Below are 14,738 nucleotides of genomic sequence, written 5' to 3' on the forward strand. Positions count from 1 at the left end.
ATCTCTATAACGTCGAGGTATTCCTTGTAATCCTAAAAAATGTATAGGAAAGAAAGTTAAGTTTACTCCAAAAAATATTAACAAAAATATAGAAATACTAAAAGTATTATTTAAATTTGAACCTATAAAAATTGAAAACCAAAGGTTTATACCACATATAATTCCGAAAACGGCCTTGACTTATATCAATCACCCACAAGACTTGCAACATATGCCCGTTTCTTTATATGTTAAGGGGAAACGGGAGGAGATCAGATGAAACCGGATGTCACTGCATTCTTCGACGACGCCACCAACACGATTTCCTATGTCGTCCGCGACCCGCAGGGCACGGCCTGCGCGATCATCGACAGCGTGCTGGATTTCGACTTTGCCTCGGGGCGCACCGATACCCGGTCGGCCGATGCGATCATCGCCCATGTGCGCGACCGTGGCCTGACCCCGGAATGGCTGCTGGAAAGCCATGTCCACGCCGATCACCTGTCGGCCGCCCCCTATCTGCAACAGCAGCTGGGCGGCAAGATCGGCATCGGCCGCAACATCACGCTGGTGCAGGACACCTTCGGCAAGGTCTTCAACGAGGGCACCGAGTTCCAGCGCGACGGCTCGCAGTTCGACCGGCTGTTCGGCGACGGCGACGCGCTGATGATCGGCCAGATGCGCTGCGACGTGATGCATACGCCGGGCCACACCCCGGCCTGCCTGACCTATGTGATCGGCGATGCCGCCTTCGTCGGCGACACGCTGTTCATGCCCGATTTCGGCACCGCGCGCTGCGATTTTCCCGGCGGGTCGTCGGCCATGCTCTACCAGTCGATCCAGCGCATTCTGGCCCTGCCCGACGACACGCGGATCTTTGTCGGCCATGACTACAAGGCACCGGGGCGCGACGAATTCGCCTGGGAAACCACGGTGGCGGCGCAGAAGGCGCAGAACGTCCATGTCGGCAACAACCAGCCGCAGGAGGCTTTCGTGCAGATGCGCGATGCCCGCGACGCGACGCTGGCCATGCCCAAGTTGATCATCCCCTCGTTGCAGGTCAATATGAGGGCAGGAAACATGCCCGAGCCCGACGACAAGGGCGACGTGTTTCTGAAAGTGCCTGTCAACAAGCTGTAGCCCCGTCACCGGGGCGGCCCGCCGCGAACAGGGCGCTTGCAGCAGGAAAAGGACAAGAAAGGAAACGTCATGTGGAACGCGATTCCGCTCGACTGGATCTGGGGTCTGGTCGGCGGGCTTATCATCGGCACCGGCGGTGCGGTCTATCTTCTGGCCAACGGGCGCATCATGGGCGCCAGCGGCATCATCGGCGGCCTCGTCGACGGCAGCGGGCGCGGCTCGGCAGCCGAAAGGCTGGCCTTTCTGGCCGGGGTGGTGCTGCTGCCGATCCTGCTGAAACCGCTCTATCGCCCCTTCGAGACCCATGCCAGCACCAATGTCGCGGTGCTGGTCCTGGCCGGGCTTCTGGTCGGCATCGGCACCCGGCTGGCCAATGGCTGCACCTCGGGGCACGGGGTCTGCGGCATCTCGCGCCTGTCGCTGCGCGGCATCGTCGCCACCGTGTTCTACATTCTTGCCGGCGGCGTCACCGTCGCCCTGCTGCGCCACGCGCTGGAGGTGATCTGATGCAGCGCCTTGCCTTTGCCTTTCTCGCCGGCGGCCTGTTCGGCGCCGGGCTTTTCGTCTCGGGGATGACCGACACCGCCAAGGTCCAGGGCTGGCTCGACGTCTTCGGCGACTGGGATCCGACGCTGGCCTTCGTGATGGGCGGCGCGATCCTGCCCATGGCCCTGGCCTGGGCGCTGACACGGGGCCGCGCGCCGCTGGTCGGCGGCAGCTTCCCGACCCGCTCCGAGCCGCGCCTGGGGCGCAACCTGGTGCTCGGCTCGACCCTGTTCGGCGCCGGCTGGGGGCTGGCCGGCCTCTGCCCCGGCCCCTCGGTGGCCTCGCTCAGCTATGGCGGCTGGCCGCACTGGCTGTTCTTCGCCGCCATGCTGGCCGGCATGTTCGCGGCGCCGCGGGTGCGCGCGCGGCTGGACAAGGCCCTGCCCGCAGGGTAACGGGATAGACCATGGAACTTCGTCAGGTGACCCCCCGCTATTTCGTCTCTCCGCAGATCTCCGCGGCGGACGTGCCGACGCTGGCCGAGGCCGGTTTTACCCATGTGATCTGCAATCGCCCCGATGCCGAGGTGCCGCCGACGCATCAGGCCGAGGCGATCGGCGCCGCGGTGCGCGCGGCGGGGCTGGCGTTCGTGGTCAACCCGCTGACCCATGACACCATGACCGCCGAGCGCCAGGCCGAACAGCGCCGGGCGCTGGACCTGGAAGACAGCAAGGTTCTGGCCTATTGCGCCTCGGGCACCCGCTCGACCGTGATCTGGTGCCTTGGCCATGCCGCCGATCTCGGTGCCGAAACGGTGTTGCAGGCCGCCGCCGCGGCCGGATACGACCTTGCCGCCCTGCGCCCGCGTCTCGATGCCGTCAGCGCCGGCGGCTGACCGCCCTTGACACCGGCACCGCCGCTCAGGCGTCGGCCAGCGACACCGGCAGGCTGACCCGGAAGGCGGTGCCCCCCTGCCCCGGCAGATAGGTCACCGACCCGTCGAGGCGCGCCATGATCTCGCGGCAGATCGCCAGCCCGAGCCCGGCGCCACCGGCTTTCATCTCGCTGACGCGGGCGAATTTCTCGAAGATCACCGCCTGGTCCTGTTCGCTGATCCCCGATCCGTTGTCGGTGAAATCGACCACCACCCGATCCTGGTTGCGGATCACGGAAATCTCCAGCTCTGGCGCCTCGGCATCGCAGTATTTGCGGGCGTTGCTGATGAGGTTGATGAACACCTGGCTGAGCCGGTCGAGATCGGTGCAAAGCGTCACCGCCTCGCGCCCCTTCTGGCGCCGCACCACCAGCTTGCCGTCGCCGGCGCCGGTCAGGGCCGCAGCCACGGAATGCTCCAGCACCTCCGACAGCCGCCCGGTCTGGATATTGAGGTTGACCTGACCGCTTTCCAGCACGCTGAGGTCAAGAAGATCATCCAGCAGCCGGGTCAGCCGCACCGCCTCGTCATGGATGATCGAGGAATATTTCACCTTTTCGGCGGCGCTCAGCCGGTCGCTGTCGCGCAGGATCTCGGAAAAGGCCCGGATCGAGGTCATCGGGGTGCGCAGCTCGTGGCTGACCTGGCCGAGAAAGGCATCCTTCTGGACCGAGATCTGGGTCAGCTTCTCGTTCACCTGATGCAATTGCCGCGCCGTGCGCGCCTGTTCCTCGGATTTGGCCTCGAGCTTGCTGGAATATTCCATCATCTGCGCCGTCTCGTCGGCCACCGCCATCAGGTCCTCGACCGAGACCGAGGCGCCGCCGACGATCTGGCCGATCATCGCATGCGCCGTGGCACCGCCCACCGACCCCGACAGGGCGCGCTCCAGAACCTGCAGGAAATCGGGGCTCGGCACCGGCAGATAGCCGGTCATCCCCTGCCTCTGGGCCTCGGCCTCGAACAGGCTCTGCGCCTCCTGCCCGCCAAGGATGCGCTGCGCCATGATCATCAGGTCCTCGCTCTGGGCCATGTTGCCGCTCCAGCTCTGCGGCCGGCTGGAATGCTCGAACACGTTGACGAACTGCGCCCCCTGCAACCGCTCGAGCGGCGACGGGAAATCGACCAGCGAGGCAAGAAAGAACACCAGCGCATTCAGCGAGATCGACCACAGCACCGCATGCACCAGCGGATCCATGCCCTCGATGCCGAAAAACGCCTGCGGACGCAGCCAGCTCAGCCCCATGGGCCCGTTCAGCATGACGCTTTCGGAAATCAGGGTTCCGGTGCCGAAACTGGGCAGCAACAGCGCATAGGCCCAGACCAGGAAACCGACGCTGAGCCCGGCAAAGGCGCCGCTCCGGGTCGCGCCGCGCCAGAAGATGCCGCCCAGCAGCACCGGCAGGAACTGCGCCACCCCGGCAAATGAGATCAGCCCGATCGCGGCCAGCGCCGATCCGCCGCCCGAGAGCCTGAAATAGAGATAGCCCAGCAGCACGACGCCGCCGATCGACAGCCGCCGCGACAGGATCACCACATGGCGGACATCGCCCGACATCTTGGCGCCGCCGCCGGTCAGGGTCAGCCAGATCGGCATCACGATATGGTTCGAGACCATGGTCGACAGCGCCAGCGCGGCGACGATCACCATCGAGGTGGCCGAGGAAAACCCGCCCAGAAACGACAGCATCGCCAGCCCATCGTTGCCGGTGGCCAGCGGCAGGGTCAGCACGAAGAGGTCGGGGTTGGCCCCCTTGGGCAGCAGGTCCAGCCCCAGCACCGCGATCGGCACCACGAACAGGCTCATCACCATCAGATAGGCCGGAAAGGCCCACGAGGCGGTGCGCAGATGGCTTTCGTGGTCGTTTTCCACCACCATCACCTGGAACATCCGCGGCAGGCACAGGAAGGCCGCCGCCGAAAGAAAGATCAGCGCCGCCCAGCGATCGCCGCGCATCTGCCATCGCCCCATCTCCGAGGCGTCGATGCGCTGCAGGGTTTCGGCCAGGCCGCCGCCCACCCCCCAGACCACGAAGGCGCCGACGGCGGTCAGCGCGAACAGCTTGACGATGGCCTCGACCGAGATGGCGATCACCACCCCGTGGTGGCGTTCGTTCACATCCAGGTTGCGGGTGCCGAAAATGATCGTGAACAGGGCCAGCCCCATGGCCACCAGGAGCGCGGTGGAATCATTGTAGGGCAGCAGCCCCGAGGGGTCTTCGGGGGCGCTGAACACCGCGAAACTCAGCGTCACTGATTGCAGTTGCAACGCGATATAGGGCGTGGTGCCGATCACCGCGAGGATCGTCACCCCCACCGCCAGCAGGTTCGACTTGCCGTAGCGCGACGAGATCAGGTCGGCGATCGAGGTGACACGCTGGCTGCGGCCGATGCGCACCAGCTTGCGCAGGATCCACCACCAGCCGATCATCACCAGGCTGGGGCCGATATAGATGGTCAGATACTCCAGCCCCGAGCGCGCCGCGTAGCCGACGGCGCCGTAGAAGGTCCAGGCGGTGCAGTAGATCGACAGCGACAGCGTGTAGATCGCCGGCGAATGCAGCCATTTGACATGGCCGTGATTGGCCGCCCGTTCGGCGGCAAAGGCGATCGCGAACAGGAAGGCCACATAGATCAGGCAGACCGCGACCAGAATGTTCAGCGTCGCCATTCAGCCGTCCCTTCCGGGCCCCGGAGGATCGGCGCGTTTCAGCAGCCAGGCCATCAGCGCCCCCAGCAGCACCATGCCCAGCCAGACCCCGAACAGATAGACGATGGCGACCGAACTGCGCGGGCTGTTGTCACCGCCCGAGGGCCACAACAGCGGCACCGACCAAAGCAGGGCGCCGATCACGGGCAGCATGCGGGTCAGGTCGGTCAGCCGGCGGCGACGATAGCTCTGCCGCTCGAGGAACAGGGGCGAGCGGCGCTCTGTCACGAGGCGACAAGCTCGCGCACCACCTCGAGCACCTCGGCATTGGAAAACGGCTTGGTCATGAAACGGCTGGCGCCGGCGTGCTCGGCCATCTCGCGGTCGCGGGTCTGACCGCGCGCCGTCAGCATCAGCACCGGCAGGTTGGCGGTGCGGTCCTCGTCACGCAGTTCGCGCAGGATGTCATAGCCGCTTTTGCCCGGCAGCATTACGTCAAGAATCAGAAGATCCGGCGTCTTGTCCTGTACCACGCCGACGGCATCATGGCCGTTCGAATGAGTCGACACCTGCCAGCCGTCACGGGACAGGATGAAACTGATTGCCTCGATAATGTTTGGTTCATCCTCGATGAGAAGAACTCGTTTCCCCATTCAGTACCCCTCCCCGGCACGCGTTTCCCTCGCGCCTCGCCGATCTTATCCTTCTGCGCCGAAATGCCAAGTCAAATCCCGTCCACCAGGATCGACGGCTCGCGGCGTCCGGCGCAGTCGCTGCTGGGGCAGACGCGGCAGGTCGAACCGACGTGGCGCGGGTTGTCCAGCGGCACCGCCACCGGCACCACCATCATGAACGCCCGATACAGCGGATCCCTGTTGAACTCCACCGTGCCCACGGTTTCCGAGATCGCATAGCAGTGAAACTGCCGTGCCTCGCGCCCGGTGACCTCGACAGCGCGCAGAATGGGCTGTAGCGGCCGGGTCAGGGCCTGGAACAGCGGCCATTTTGGACAGGCGGCGCTGAACTGCGGCAGCGGGAAGCCCTCGACCGGCTTGCGCAGCATCAGCGTGCCGGAGCCGTCGCACATCACCAGCCCGATCGGATCCGGCAACAGGTCGTCCGACAGGATCGCGATGCGGCGAAATACCACGGCCATCGAGACCCGGAAACGCCGCGCCAGCGCCGAGGGGTCCATGCCGTGGCGCTCCAGCGCCTCGGCAACCTCGTCGCGCGGCATACTGCGCGCGTCCGACCGCAATTGCCGCAGCGCGTTCAGCGCCGCCTCGCGCGCGGCCTTGGTCGTCAGCTGCGGCTGCAGCGCGACGAACCCCTCGAGATCCGCCTCGGCCGCCTCGAGACCGGGAATGGCGTAATCGTGATCCGCCAGCATCCGCTCCACCTCTTCCATCGGCGAGGTCAAAGAGGCATCGGCGTCGCCGGCACCGTCGAGATAGCTGACCAGCCGCTGCGTGCTGTCGGCCAGCCGCTGGCTGTCCTCGTTGATGTTGCGATGGAACCGGTTGCGCCATTCCGGTTCGATTTCACGGGTGTCGGCGAGAATCCCGGCGGTCGAGCGGATCGCCGTCACCATGGTCAGCATTTCATGCACCGAGGTAGCCAGATGCGGATCATGGGTCAGCCGGTCGGTCAGCGTCGCCACGGTGCGCTCCAGGGTGCCGATGCGGCGGTGGGCATCGGCGATCAGCTCGGCCCAGCCCGGAAAGCGGCCGGCGAAATCGTCGATCCGGTCAAGCTCGGGCCGCACCGAGGCCCCCGCCGCGGCGGCCGCCTCGCGCAGGGTCGAGATCAGCGCCGCCTCGGCGCCCTCCGACAGCAGCGAGGGCTCGACCCCGAGCTCGGTGGCGATGTCGACCAGCAGCTTGCCGCCGATTCTGCGCCGGTTGTGCTCGATCAGATTGAGATAGGAGGCCGAGATGCCGACCTGCCTTGCCAGATCGGCCTGACGCATCCCCGCCATGCCCCGACGCTCGCGAATCCGGCTGCCGGTCAAAGTGTCGCGCGACATCTGCTTTTCCTTGTGCTTTTCAATGGCTTTCCGCGTCGCAGAATAATTTATTTACAACCATACCCGCAACACTGTCGATATTTTTACAAAAAAATTGTTACTTTGAAAGCAGTTGTTGCGAAATTTTCCGATCCATCACGATAATGAATTTGCACATTTGTGCATTTTGGCGCGTGGAAGAGGAGCCCGCGCCATTGACACCAAACGGGAGGATTACATGTCCAAAACCACTATGACACGTCGCGGCGTGCTGAAGACCGGAGCCGTGGCAGGCGCCGGCGTTGCGCTGCCGACCATCTTTACTGCGTCTTCCGCTGCGGCCTACACCAATGAGCCCACCGGCGGAACGGTGACCCTCGGCTTCAACGTGCCGCAGACGGGCCCCTACGCGGATGAGGGTCTGGACGAGCTGCGCGCGCAGGAACTGGCGGTTCAGCACCTGAACGGCGAAGGTGACGGCGGCATGCTCAACACCTTCAGCTCCAAGGCGCTGAAGGGCAACGGCATTCTGGGCAAAAAGGTCACCTTTGTGACCGGCGACACCCAGACCAAATCGGACGCGGCACGCGCATCGGCCAAGTCGATGATCGAAAAAGACGGCGCCATCATGATCAACGGCGGCTCGTCCTCGGGCGTGGCGATCGCGGTCCAGGGCCTGTGCCAGGACGCGGGCGTGATCTTCATGGCCGGTCTGACCCACTCGAACGACACCACAGGCAAAGACAAGAAAGCCAACGGCTTCCGTCACTTCTTCAACGGTTACATGTCGGGTGCGGCGCTGGCGCCGGTGCTGGCAAATGCCTATGGCAAAGACCGTAACGCCTATCACCTGACCGCCGACTACACCTGGGGCTGGACCCAGCAGGAATCGATCCAGGCGGCCACCGAAGCCATGGGCTGGAACACCGTCAACAACGTGCTGACCCCGCTGGCCTCGACCGACTTCTCGTCCTATATCGCCCCGGTCCTGAACTCGGGTGCGGACGTGCTGGTTCTGAACCACTACGGCGGCAACATGGTCAACTCGCTGACCAACGCCATCCAGTTCGGCCTGCGCGACAAGGTCGTCAACGGCAAGAACTTCGAAATCGTGGTTCCGCTCTACTCGGAGCTGATGGCGGCGGGTGCCGGCGAGAACGTGCAGGGCGTGATCGGTTCGATGAACTGGAACTGGCAGCTGCAGGATGAGGGCTCGAAAGCCTTCGTGAAATCCTTCGGGGAGAAATACGGCCGTCCGCCGTCCAACTCGGCCCACACCTGCTACGTGCAGACCCTGCTCTATGCAGACGCCTGCGAACGCGCCGGTACCTTCAACCCCTGCGGTGTCGTCGAAGCGCTGGAAGGCTTCGAGTTCGACGGCCTCGGCAACGGTCCGACCCTCTATCGCGCCGACGACCACCAGTGCTTCAAGGACGTGCTGGTGATGCGCGGCAAGGACAACCCGACCAATGAATACGACACGCTGGAGATCCTCGAGGTGACCCCGCGTGCGCAGGTCGAGTACGCTCCGGATCACCCGATGTTCGCCGGCGGCGAACTGGGTTCGTGCAACGCAGGCGCCTAAGCCTTTGACACCACCGGCCGCGCCCTCGGGTGCGGCCGGATTCTTCTTTCCCGGCCGAGCGACGAGGTCGCTGCGCGAAACGGACCAGGGAAAGCTTCCAAACGAATACCAAAGGTGGGGACCATGGACGCAATTATCCTGCAGATCCTGAACGGCCTTGACAAAGGCTCGGCCTATGCGCTGATCGCGCTGGGACTAACACTCATTTTCGGCACGCTGGGCGTGGTGAACTTCGCCCATGGCGCGCTGTTCATGATCGGCGCCTTCTGCGCCGTTACCCTCAGCAAGCTGCTGAATCTCAGCTTCATCACCCTCGACGAGACCCAGAAGGACTTTCTGGGCAACCCGCTGAAGGTCAAGACCCCCTATGTCGAAAGCTGGTTCGGCCCCGAGGTCGGCGCCGCGATCATCGACTGGTCGGTGCCACTGGCGATCCTGTTCTCGATCCCGATCATGATCGGCATCGGCTTCATCATGGAGCGCGGTCTCATCAAGCACTTCTACAAGCGCGAACATGCCGACCAGATCCTGGTGACCTTCGGTCTGGCCATCGTCCTGCAGGAGGTGATCAAGTATTTCTACGGCGCCAACCCGATCCCCACGCCGGCGCCCGACGCTTTCAAAGGATCCTTCGATTTCGGCACCATGCTGGGCTTTGACCCGAACGTCATCATCTACCCCTACTGGCGCCTGGTCTATTTCTTCTTCTCGGCGGTGGTCATCGGTGCGGTCTTCGCCTTCCTGCAGTTCACCACCTTCGGCATGGTGGTGCGCGCCGGCATGGCCGACCGCGAGACCGTGGGCCTGCTGGGCATCAACATCGACAAGCGCTTTACCATCATGTTCGGCGTCGCGGCGGCCGTGGCCGGCCTTGCCGGTGTCATGTACGCACCGATCAACTCGCCCAACTACCACATGGGCATGGACTTCCTGGTGCTGAGCTTCGTGGTGGTGGTCGTCGGCGGCATGGGCTCGCTGCCCGGCGCGGTTCTGGCCGGCTTCCTGCTGGGCGTTCTCGAAAGCTTTGCCTCGATGAACGAAATCAAGTCGCTGATCCCCGGTATCGACCAGATCATCATCTACGTCGTCGCAATCATCATTCTGCTTACCCGTCCCCGTGGTCTCATGGGTCGCAAAGGCGTGATGGAGGAATAAGCCATGCTCGGACTGAACAAACAAGACACAACTCTTCTGATCATCGTGGCCATCCTGACCCTGTTTGCGCCATTCATTCTCAACCCTTTCCCCAGTGACAGCGGTCTGGCGCAATTCAACGCCGGCTATCCCGACCTGATGCAGCGCTTTGTGATCTTCGGCATCTTTGCCATCGGCTTCAACCTGCTGTTCGGCCTCACCGGCTACCTGTCCTTCGGCCATGCGGCCTTCCTGGGCATCGGCTCCTACTCGGTGGTCTGGATGTACAAGCTTCTGGATTACAACGTGATCTGGGGCCTGCCGCTGGCGATCGTCACCTCGGGCATCTTCGCCCTGCTGATCGGCTTCGTCAGCCTGCGCCGCTCGGGCATCTACTTCTCGATCCTGACCCTGGCCTTTGCCCAGATGTCGTTCAACCTGGCCTATTCGGTGCTGACGCCGATCACCAACGGTGAAACCGGTCTTCAGGTCTATACCAACGACCCGCAGGTCATGCTGGGCGCCAACGAAGCCACCAGCCCGCACCTGTTCGGCATCGTGATGAACGACTCGGCCAAACTGTCGGTCGGCGCATGGGAGTTCACCTTCAACAACGGCTATTACTTCTGCGCCGTGATCCTGATGCTGGTCTTCTATCTCTCGATCCGCATCTTCCGCTCGCCCTTCGGCCTGATGCTGCGCGCCATCAAGTCGAACAACACCCGGATGAGCTTTACCGGCCTCAACCCCAAGCCCTATGCGCTGGCCGTGTTCGTGATCTCGGGCATGTACGCCGGTCTGGCCGGTGGCCTGATGGCCTCGATGGACCCGCTGGCAGGCGCCGAGCGCATGCAGTGGACCGCGTCGGGTGAGGTCGTCCTGATGACCATCCTCGGCGGCACCGGCACCCTGATCGGTCCGGTTCTGGGCGCTGGCTTCATCAAGTATTTCGAGAACATCTTCTCGAAGATCAACGACAACGTCCTGCACGGCTGGTTCAGCTTCCTGCCCGATGGTCTCGAAGACTTCGTCGTCTTCATCATCCACCCCTTCATCGGCAAGGGCTGGCACCTGACCCTGGGCATCCTGTTCATGCTGGTCGTGATCTTCCTGCCGGGTGGTCTTGTCGAAGGCGGTCAACGCATTCGCCAGCTGATCGCGGGCAAGAAGGACAAAGCCGAAACCGCAACCACCGAACCGGCAGAATAAGGAGAACCACTGATGGGAATTCTTGAAATCAAAGACGTTGGCAAACGGTTCGGTGGCCTTCAGGCCCTCGGGGATGTCAACCTCAGCGTGGCCGAGAACACCGTGCACGCGATCATCGGCCCCAACGGTGCCGGCAAATCGACCCTGCTCAACTGCCTCGTCGGCAAGCTGATCCCCGATACCGGATCGGTGATGTTCGACGGCCAGTCGGTGCTGGGCCGCACGCCCTATGAAATCAACCAGATGGGCATTTCCCGCGTCTTCCAGACCCCCGAGATCTTCGGCGATCTGAGCGTGCTGGAAAACATGATGATCCCCTGTTTCGCCAAACGCGACGGGGCCTTCCGGATGCATGCGATCGAAAACATGCTGAAAGAGAAGGATATCGTCGAAAAGGCCGAGACGATGCTGGAAGACATGAACATGGCCGACAAGCGCCACATGCATTCGGCCTCGATGTCGCGGGGGGACAAGCGCCGCCTCGAGATCGCCATGTGCCTGGCTCAGGAACCGCGGCTGCTCTTGCTGGACGAACCCACCGCCGGCATGGCGCGGGCCGACACCAACAACACCATCGACCTCTTGAAGCAGATCAAGGACGAGCGCGACATCACCATCGCCATCATCGAGCACGACATGCATGTGGTGTTCTCGCTGGCCGAGCGGATCACGGTTCTCGCCCAGGGCACGCCGCTGGTCGAGGACACGCCGGAAAACATCAAGGGCCATCCCAAGGTGCGCGAAGCGTATCTTGGCGAAACGGCATAAGGGAGAGATCAGATGAACGTAAAACCCGACTTCTCCAAGGGCCACAGCCACGCCGAGACCGCCCCCGCCTTCCTGTCGGTCTGGAACATGGAAAGCTACTACGGCGAAAGCTATATCGTGCAGAACATCTCGTTCAACGTGCACGAGGGTGAAATCCTGGCGCTTCTGGGCCGCAACGGTGCCGGCAAGACCTCGACCCTGCGCTCGATCGCCCGCATGGACAGCCCGCAGGTCACCCATGGCGAGATCTGGCTCGACCACAAGCCGCTGCACCTGATGAAAAGCCACGAGGCGGCGGCGGCGGGCATCGGGCTGGTGCCCGAAGACCGCTGCATCATCCCCGGGCTGACCGTCGAGGAGAACATCCAGCTGGCCCAGATCGCTCCGCCCATCGGCTGGTCGATCGAACGCCTGTACGAGCTGTTCCCGCGCCTCGGCGAGCGCCGCAAACAAGAGGGCGTGACCCTGTCGGGCGGCGAGCAGCAGATGCTGGCCATCGCCCGCGCCCTGTCGCGCGACATCAAGGTGCTGCTCCTGGACGAACCCTATGAAGGGCTGGCGCCGGTCATCGTCGACGAGATCGAGCGCAACCTGCGGATCATCAAGGAACAGGGCATGACCACCATCATCGTCGAGCAGAACGCGGTGCGGGCGCTGGAACTGGCCGACCGCGCGGTGATCCTCGACACCGGCGGCATCGTCTTTGATGGCTCTGCCGAAGAGGTGCTGCAGAACGAAGAGCTGCGCGCCGAATATCTGGCGATCTGAAGCTTCCCCGATGCCCGGCCATTATTATCGGCCGGGCTCATTTCCTCACGGGCCGGTCTTTGTACCGGCCCTCTTTTTTCGGCCCGCTTTCCCTTACGGAAACCGGCCTCTGCGGCGATTGCGCGGTGGCATCATTCGGCCTAGCTTTTTGCCATGGCCCAGGACCGCCCCCTTCTCGGCATCATGCTGATGCTGTGTTTCTGCATCATCGCCCCGCTCGGGGACGCGGTGGCCAAGCTGCTGGGCCAGTCGGTGCCGCTGGGTCAGGTCCTGCTGGTGCGTTTCGCGGTGCAGGCGCTGATCCTGTTTCCCATCGTCCTGCTGACCCGCCGCCACTGGCGGATGCGCGGCCGGATTCTCGGCCTCACGCTGCTGCGCACGGTGCTGCATATCATCGGCATCGGCGCCATGTTCAGCGCCCTGCGCTTCCTGCCGCTGGCCGATGCCGTCGCCATTGCCTTCGTCATGCCCTTCCTGATGCTGCTGCTCGGCCGCTTCGTGCTGGGCGAAGAGGTCGGCCTGCGCCGGCTGGCGGCCTGCGTCGTCGGTTTCGCCGGCACCCTGCTGGTGATCCAGCCCAGCTTTGCCATCGTCGGCTGGCCGGCGCTGCTGCCGCTGGTGGTGGCGGTGGTGTTTTCGCTGTTCATGCTCATCACCCGCCAGATCGCCAAGGAGACCGACCCGATCTCGCTGCAGGCGGTCAGCGGCGTCATCGCCTGCGCGATGATCCTGCCGCTGCTCGGGCTCGGCGCGCTGGCCGACTTCGGCGAACTGCAGATCATCGCCACCGACCGCGGCAGCGCCGCCCTGCTTTTGCTGATCGGGGTGATGGGCACGGTGGCCCATCTGCTGATGACCTGGTCGCTGCGCTATGCGCCCTCGGCCACACTGGCGCCGATGCAATACCTTGAAATCCCCTTTGCCACCCTCATCGGCTGGCTGGTCTTTTCCGACCTGCCCAACCTGCTGGCCAGCATCGGCATCTGCGTCACCATCGCCTCGGGGCTCTACGTGCTTATCCGCGAGCGCACCATGAGCCGGCAGGTGGCGCCAGAAGTGCCCTGACCGCCACGCCGAGACACTGGCGCGGCAGGATCACCAGCATCCCCGGCTCGGGGAATTCCAGACCCAGCGGCCCCTCGGCCGCGTTCGAGGTGCCGACCCTGCCGGCGGGATCAAAGCTCAGCCCCTCGATCGGCCAGCGCAGCCCGCGCGAACGCCCGCCCAGCCGGGCCAGCGGAAACAGCGAGACCCGCGTGCCCGGCGCCAGCGGCAGCTCGATCGCCGGCGGCGCGAGAAACACCAGATCGCTGCCCCCGAGCAGCAGACAGGGCCGGTCGGCATGGCGCAAGAGCGCGTTGTAACAGGCCAGCTCGTGATCGATGCGGGCGCCGGTGAACCCCAGACCCAGCACCAGCGGCGCGTCGATGTTGCGCAGCGCCTTGTCGAAATCGGTGCTGTCCTGCTCGGCGATCGCATGGACGCGCCCGGGCGGGATCCCCTGCAACACCGCGTCCGGGCAGGAATCCATGTCGCCGATCACCGCCTCGGGCAGGATCCCTCGGGCCAGGCAATGGGCGGCGCCACCGTCCGCCGCCACCAGCCTTGGCGCCAACGTGAGACAGGCGTCCAGATCACCGTCTTGCACCAATCCCCCGCCGACCAGCGTGACTGGTTCCAAACTGTGAACAATTCCCGCCATTTGCGCCCTCGATCCGGCCGTTTCGGGAAATCCGCCACATTTCGGCCACCAAATGATACGCTGACTTTCACAGAATCGGTCAGCTTTTGTCTTGTCTCCCGTGGTAAACCGAACGCCGAGTAGTGCAAAGGACCCGCAATTATGGTTACCAATAACAAAGTTTTGACGGTCTCTTACGGGACATTCTCCTGCACCCTTGAAGGCTTTGAAGAGTCGTTTGAGACCATGAAGGCGATCGCCGAGTATTTCCGCGATCTGGCGGCCGATGACAGGTATTTCGGCGCCGAGCCCCCGACCCCCGATGCCGAGATGCTGGCCCGCATCGCCGAACGCGAGATCGAACGCCGGGTCCAGGCACGCACCGAACATGGCGCCATC

At 63.8% G+C, this 14,738-nt stretch carries 16 protein-coding genes and 1 pseudogene; 11 read left to right on the forward strand and 6 right to left on the reverse strand.

The genetic code is table 11. The features are described from left to right. Positions 1–162 (reverse strand): cbb3-type cytochrome c oxidase subunit I (locus ABZD10_RS06165; protein ID WP_372885280.1); only part of this gene is annotated, 162 nt, incomplete at its 3' end. A 93-nt stretch (positions 163–255) separates the two neighbouring features. Here ABZD10_RS06165 and ABZD10_RS06170 point away from each other — a divergent pair. From ABZD10_RS06170 to ABZD10_RS06185, 4 genes are all read left to right on the forward strand, one after another. Next, positions 256–1,119: an MBL fold metallo-hydrolase gene (locus ABZD10_RS06170; RefSeq protein WP_372885266.1), complete on the forward strand. Its 864-nt coding sequence runs from the start codon at positions 256–258 to the stop codon at positions 1,117–1,119. A gap of 81 nt (positions 1,120–1,200) precedes the next feature. Beyond that, on the forward strand, positions 1,201–1,626 hold the full coding sequence (locus ABZD10_RS06175; protein WP_372885281.1) for a YeeE/YedE family protein: 426 nt from the start codon (positions 1,201–1,203) through the stop codon (positions 1,624–1,626). Next, positions 1,626–2,060: a DUF6691 family protein gene (locus ABZD10_RS06180; RefSeq protein WP_372885267.1), complete on the forward strand. Its 435-nt coding sequence runs from the start codon at positions 1,626–1,628 to the stop codon at positions 2,058–2,060. Before ABZD10_RS06175 ends, ABZD10_RS06180 begins: the two co-directional genes overlap by 1 nt. An 11-nt stretch (positions 2,061–2,071) precedes the next feature. Beyond that, on the forward strand, positions 2,072–2,500 hold the full coding sequence (locus ABZD10_RS06185) for a TIGR01244 family sulfur transferase (protein ID WP_372885268.1): 429 nt from the start codon (positions 2,072–2,074) through the stop codon (positions 2,498–2,500). Between the two features lie 25 nt (positions 2,501–2,525). On the opposite strand, the gene ABZD10_RS06190 is transcribed toward ABZD10_RS06185, so the two are convergent. The 4 genes from ABZD10_RS06190 to ABZD10_RS06205 all read right to left on the reverse strand — a co-directional run bounded on the left by ABZD10_RS06190 (position 2,526) and on the right by ABZD10_RS06205 (position 7,215). After that, complete coding sequence (locus ABZD10_RS06190) at positions 2,526–5,210, reverse strand: ATP-binding protein (protein WP_372885269.1); 2,685 nt, start codon at positions 5,208–5,210, stop codon at positions 2,526–2,528. Continuing rightward, positions 5,211–5,477 (reverse strand): hypothetical protein, encoded by a 267-nt coding sequence (locus ABZD10_RS06195; protein WP_372885270.1) that lies wholly within the window; start codon positions 5,475–5,477, stop codon positions 5,211–5,213. Next, complete coding sequence (locus tag ABZD10_RS06200) at positions 5,474–5,842, reverse strand: response regulator transcription factor (RefSeq protein ID WP_372885271.1); 369 nt, start codon at positions 5,840–5,842, stop codon at positions 5,474–5,476. Before ABZD10_RS06200 ends, ABZD10_RS06195 begins: the two co-directional genes overlap by 4 nt. 71 nt (positions 5,843–5,913) lie before the next feature. Next, the gene (locus ABZD10_RS06205; protein WP_372885272.1) at positions 5,914–7,215 is read right to left on the reverse strand and encodes a helix-turn-helix domain-containing protein; all 1,302 of its coding nucleotides are present in this window, start codon (positions 7,213–7,215) and stop codon (positions 5,914–5,916) included. Positions 7,216–7,432: 217 nt separating this feature from the next. On the opposite strand from ABZD10_RS06205, the gene ABZD10_RS06210 reads away from it, so the two are divergent. From ABZD10_RS06210 to ABZD10_RS06235, 6 genes are all read left to right on the forward strand, one after another. Next, positions 7,433–8,779 carry a substrate-binding protein gene (locus ABZD10_RS06210; RefSeq protein WP_372885273.1) on the forward strand — a complete coding sequence of 449 codons (1,347 nt, stop codon included), beginning with the start codon at positions 7,433–7,435 and terminating at the stop codon, positions 8,777–8,779. Positions 8,780–8,902: 123 nt separating this feature from the next. Next, positions 8,903–9,934: a branched-chain amino acid ABC transporter permease gene (locus ABZD10_RS06215; RefSeq protein ID WP_372885274.1), complete on the forward strand. Its 1,032-nt coding sequence runs from the start codon at positions 8,903–8,905 to the stop codon at positions 9,932–9,934. A gap of 3 nt (positions 9,935–9,937) precedes the next feature. Next, positions 9,938–11,122: a branched-chain amino acid ABC transporter permease gene (locus ABZD10_RS06220; RefSeq protein ID WP_372885275.1), complete on the forward strand. Its 1,185-nt coding sequence runs from the start codon at positions 9,938–9,940 to the stop codon at positions 11,120–11,122. A gap of 12 nt (positions 11,123–11,134) precedes the next feature. After that, a complete protein-coding gene (locus ABZD10_RS06225; protein ID WP_372885276.1) occupies positions 11,135–11,890 on the forward strand; it encodes an ABC transporter ATP-binding protein in 756 nt (251 codons plus the stop codon). Between the two features lie 12 nt (positions 11,891–11,902). Then, a complete protein-coding gene (locus ABZD10_RS06230) occupies positions 11,903–12,658 on the forward strand; it encodes an ABC transporter ATP-binding protein (protein WP_372885277.1) in 756 nt (251 codons plus the stop codon). Between the two features lie 153 nt (positions 12,659–12,811). After that, positions 12,812–13,723 carry a DMT family transporter gene (locus ABZD10_RS06235; protein ID WP_372885278.1) on the forward strand — a complete coding sequence of 304 codons (912 nt, stop codon included), beginning with the start codon at positions 12,812–12,814 and terminating at the stop codon, positions 13,721–13,723. Here the strand turns inward: ABZD10_RS06235 and ABZD10_RS06240 are convergent. Then, on the reverse strand, positions 13,674–14,306 hold the full coding sequence (locus ABZD10_RS06240; protein WP_372885279.1) for a thiamine diphosphokinase: 633 nt from the start codon (positions 14,304–14,306) through the stop codon (positions 13,674–13,676). The genes ABZD10_RS06235 and ABZD10_RS06240 overlap by 50 nt on opposite strands. 195 nt (positions 14,307–14,501) lie before the next feature. Here ABZD10_RS06240 and ABZD10_RS06245 point away from each other — a divergent pair. After that, positions 14,502–14,738 (forward strand): annotated as a pseudogene (locus tag ABZD10_RS06245) (chemotaxis protein CheA); the annotation flags it as partial.

This window comes from Shimia sp. (assembly GCF_041624275.1).
Lineage (GTDB): Bacteria > Pseudomonadota > Alphaproteobacteria > Rhodobacterales > Rhodobacteraceae > Shimia.

Coding starts and splice junctions, on each gene's coding strand:
- ABZD10_RS06170 (WP_372885266.1), top strand. CDS start 256: ATGAAACCGGATGTCACTGCATTCTTCGACGACGCCACCAACACGATT.
- ABZD10_RS06180 (WP_372885267.1), top strand. CDS start 1,626: ATGCAGCGCCTTGCCTTTGCCTTTCTCGCCGGCGGCCTGTTCGGCGCC.
- ABZD10_RS06185 (WP_372885268.1), top strand. CDS start 2,072: ATGGAACTTCGTCAGGTGACCCCCCGCTATTTCGTCTCTCCGCAGATC.
- ABZD10_RS06190 (WP_372885269.1), bottom strand. CDS start 5,210: ATGGCGACGCTGAACATTCTGGTCGCGGTCTGCCTGATCTATGTGGCC.
- ABZD10_RS06200 (WP_372885271.1), bottom strand. CDS start 5,842: ATGGGGAAACGAGTTCTTCTCATCGAGGATGAACCAAACATTATCGAG.
- ABZD10_RS06205 (WP_372885272.1), bottom strand. CDS start 7,215: ATGTCGCGCGACACTTTGACCGGCAGCCGGATTCGCGAGCGTCGGGGC.
- ABZD10_RS06210 (WP_372885273.1), top strand. CDS start 7,433: ATGTCCAAAACCACTATGACACGTCGCGGCGTGCTGAAGACCGGAGCC.
- ABZD10_RS06215 (WP_372885274.1), top strand. CDS start 8,903: ATGGACGCAATTATCCTGCAGATCCTGAACGGCCTTGACAAAGGCTCG.
- ABZD10_RS06220 (WP_372885275.1), top strand. CDS start 9,938: ATGCTCGGACTGAACAAACAAGACACAACTCTTCTGATCATCGTGGCC.
- ABZD10_RS06225 (WP_372885276.1), top strand. CDS start 11,135: ATGGGAATTCTTGAAATCAAAGACGTTGGCAAACGGTTCGGTGGCCTT.
- ABZD10_RS06230 (WP_372885277.1), top strand. CDS start 11,903: ATGAACGTAAAACCCGACTTCTCCAAGGGCCACAGCCACGCCGAGACC.
- ABZD10_RS06235 (WP_372885278.1), top strand. CDS start 12,812: ATGGCCCAGGACCGCCCCCTTCTCGGCATCATGCTGATGCTGTGTTTC.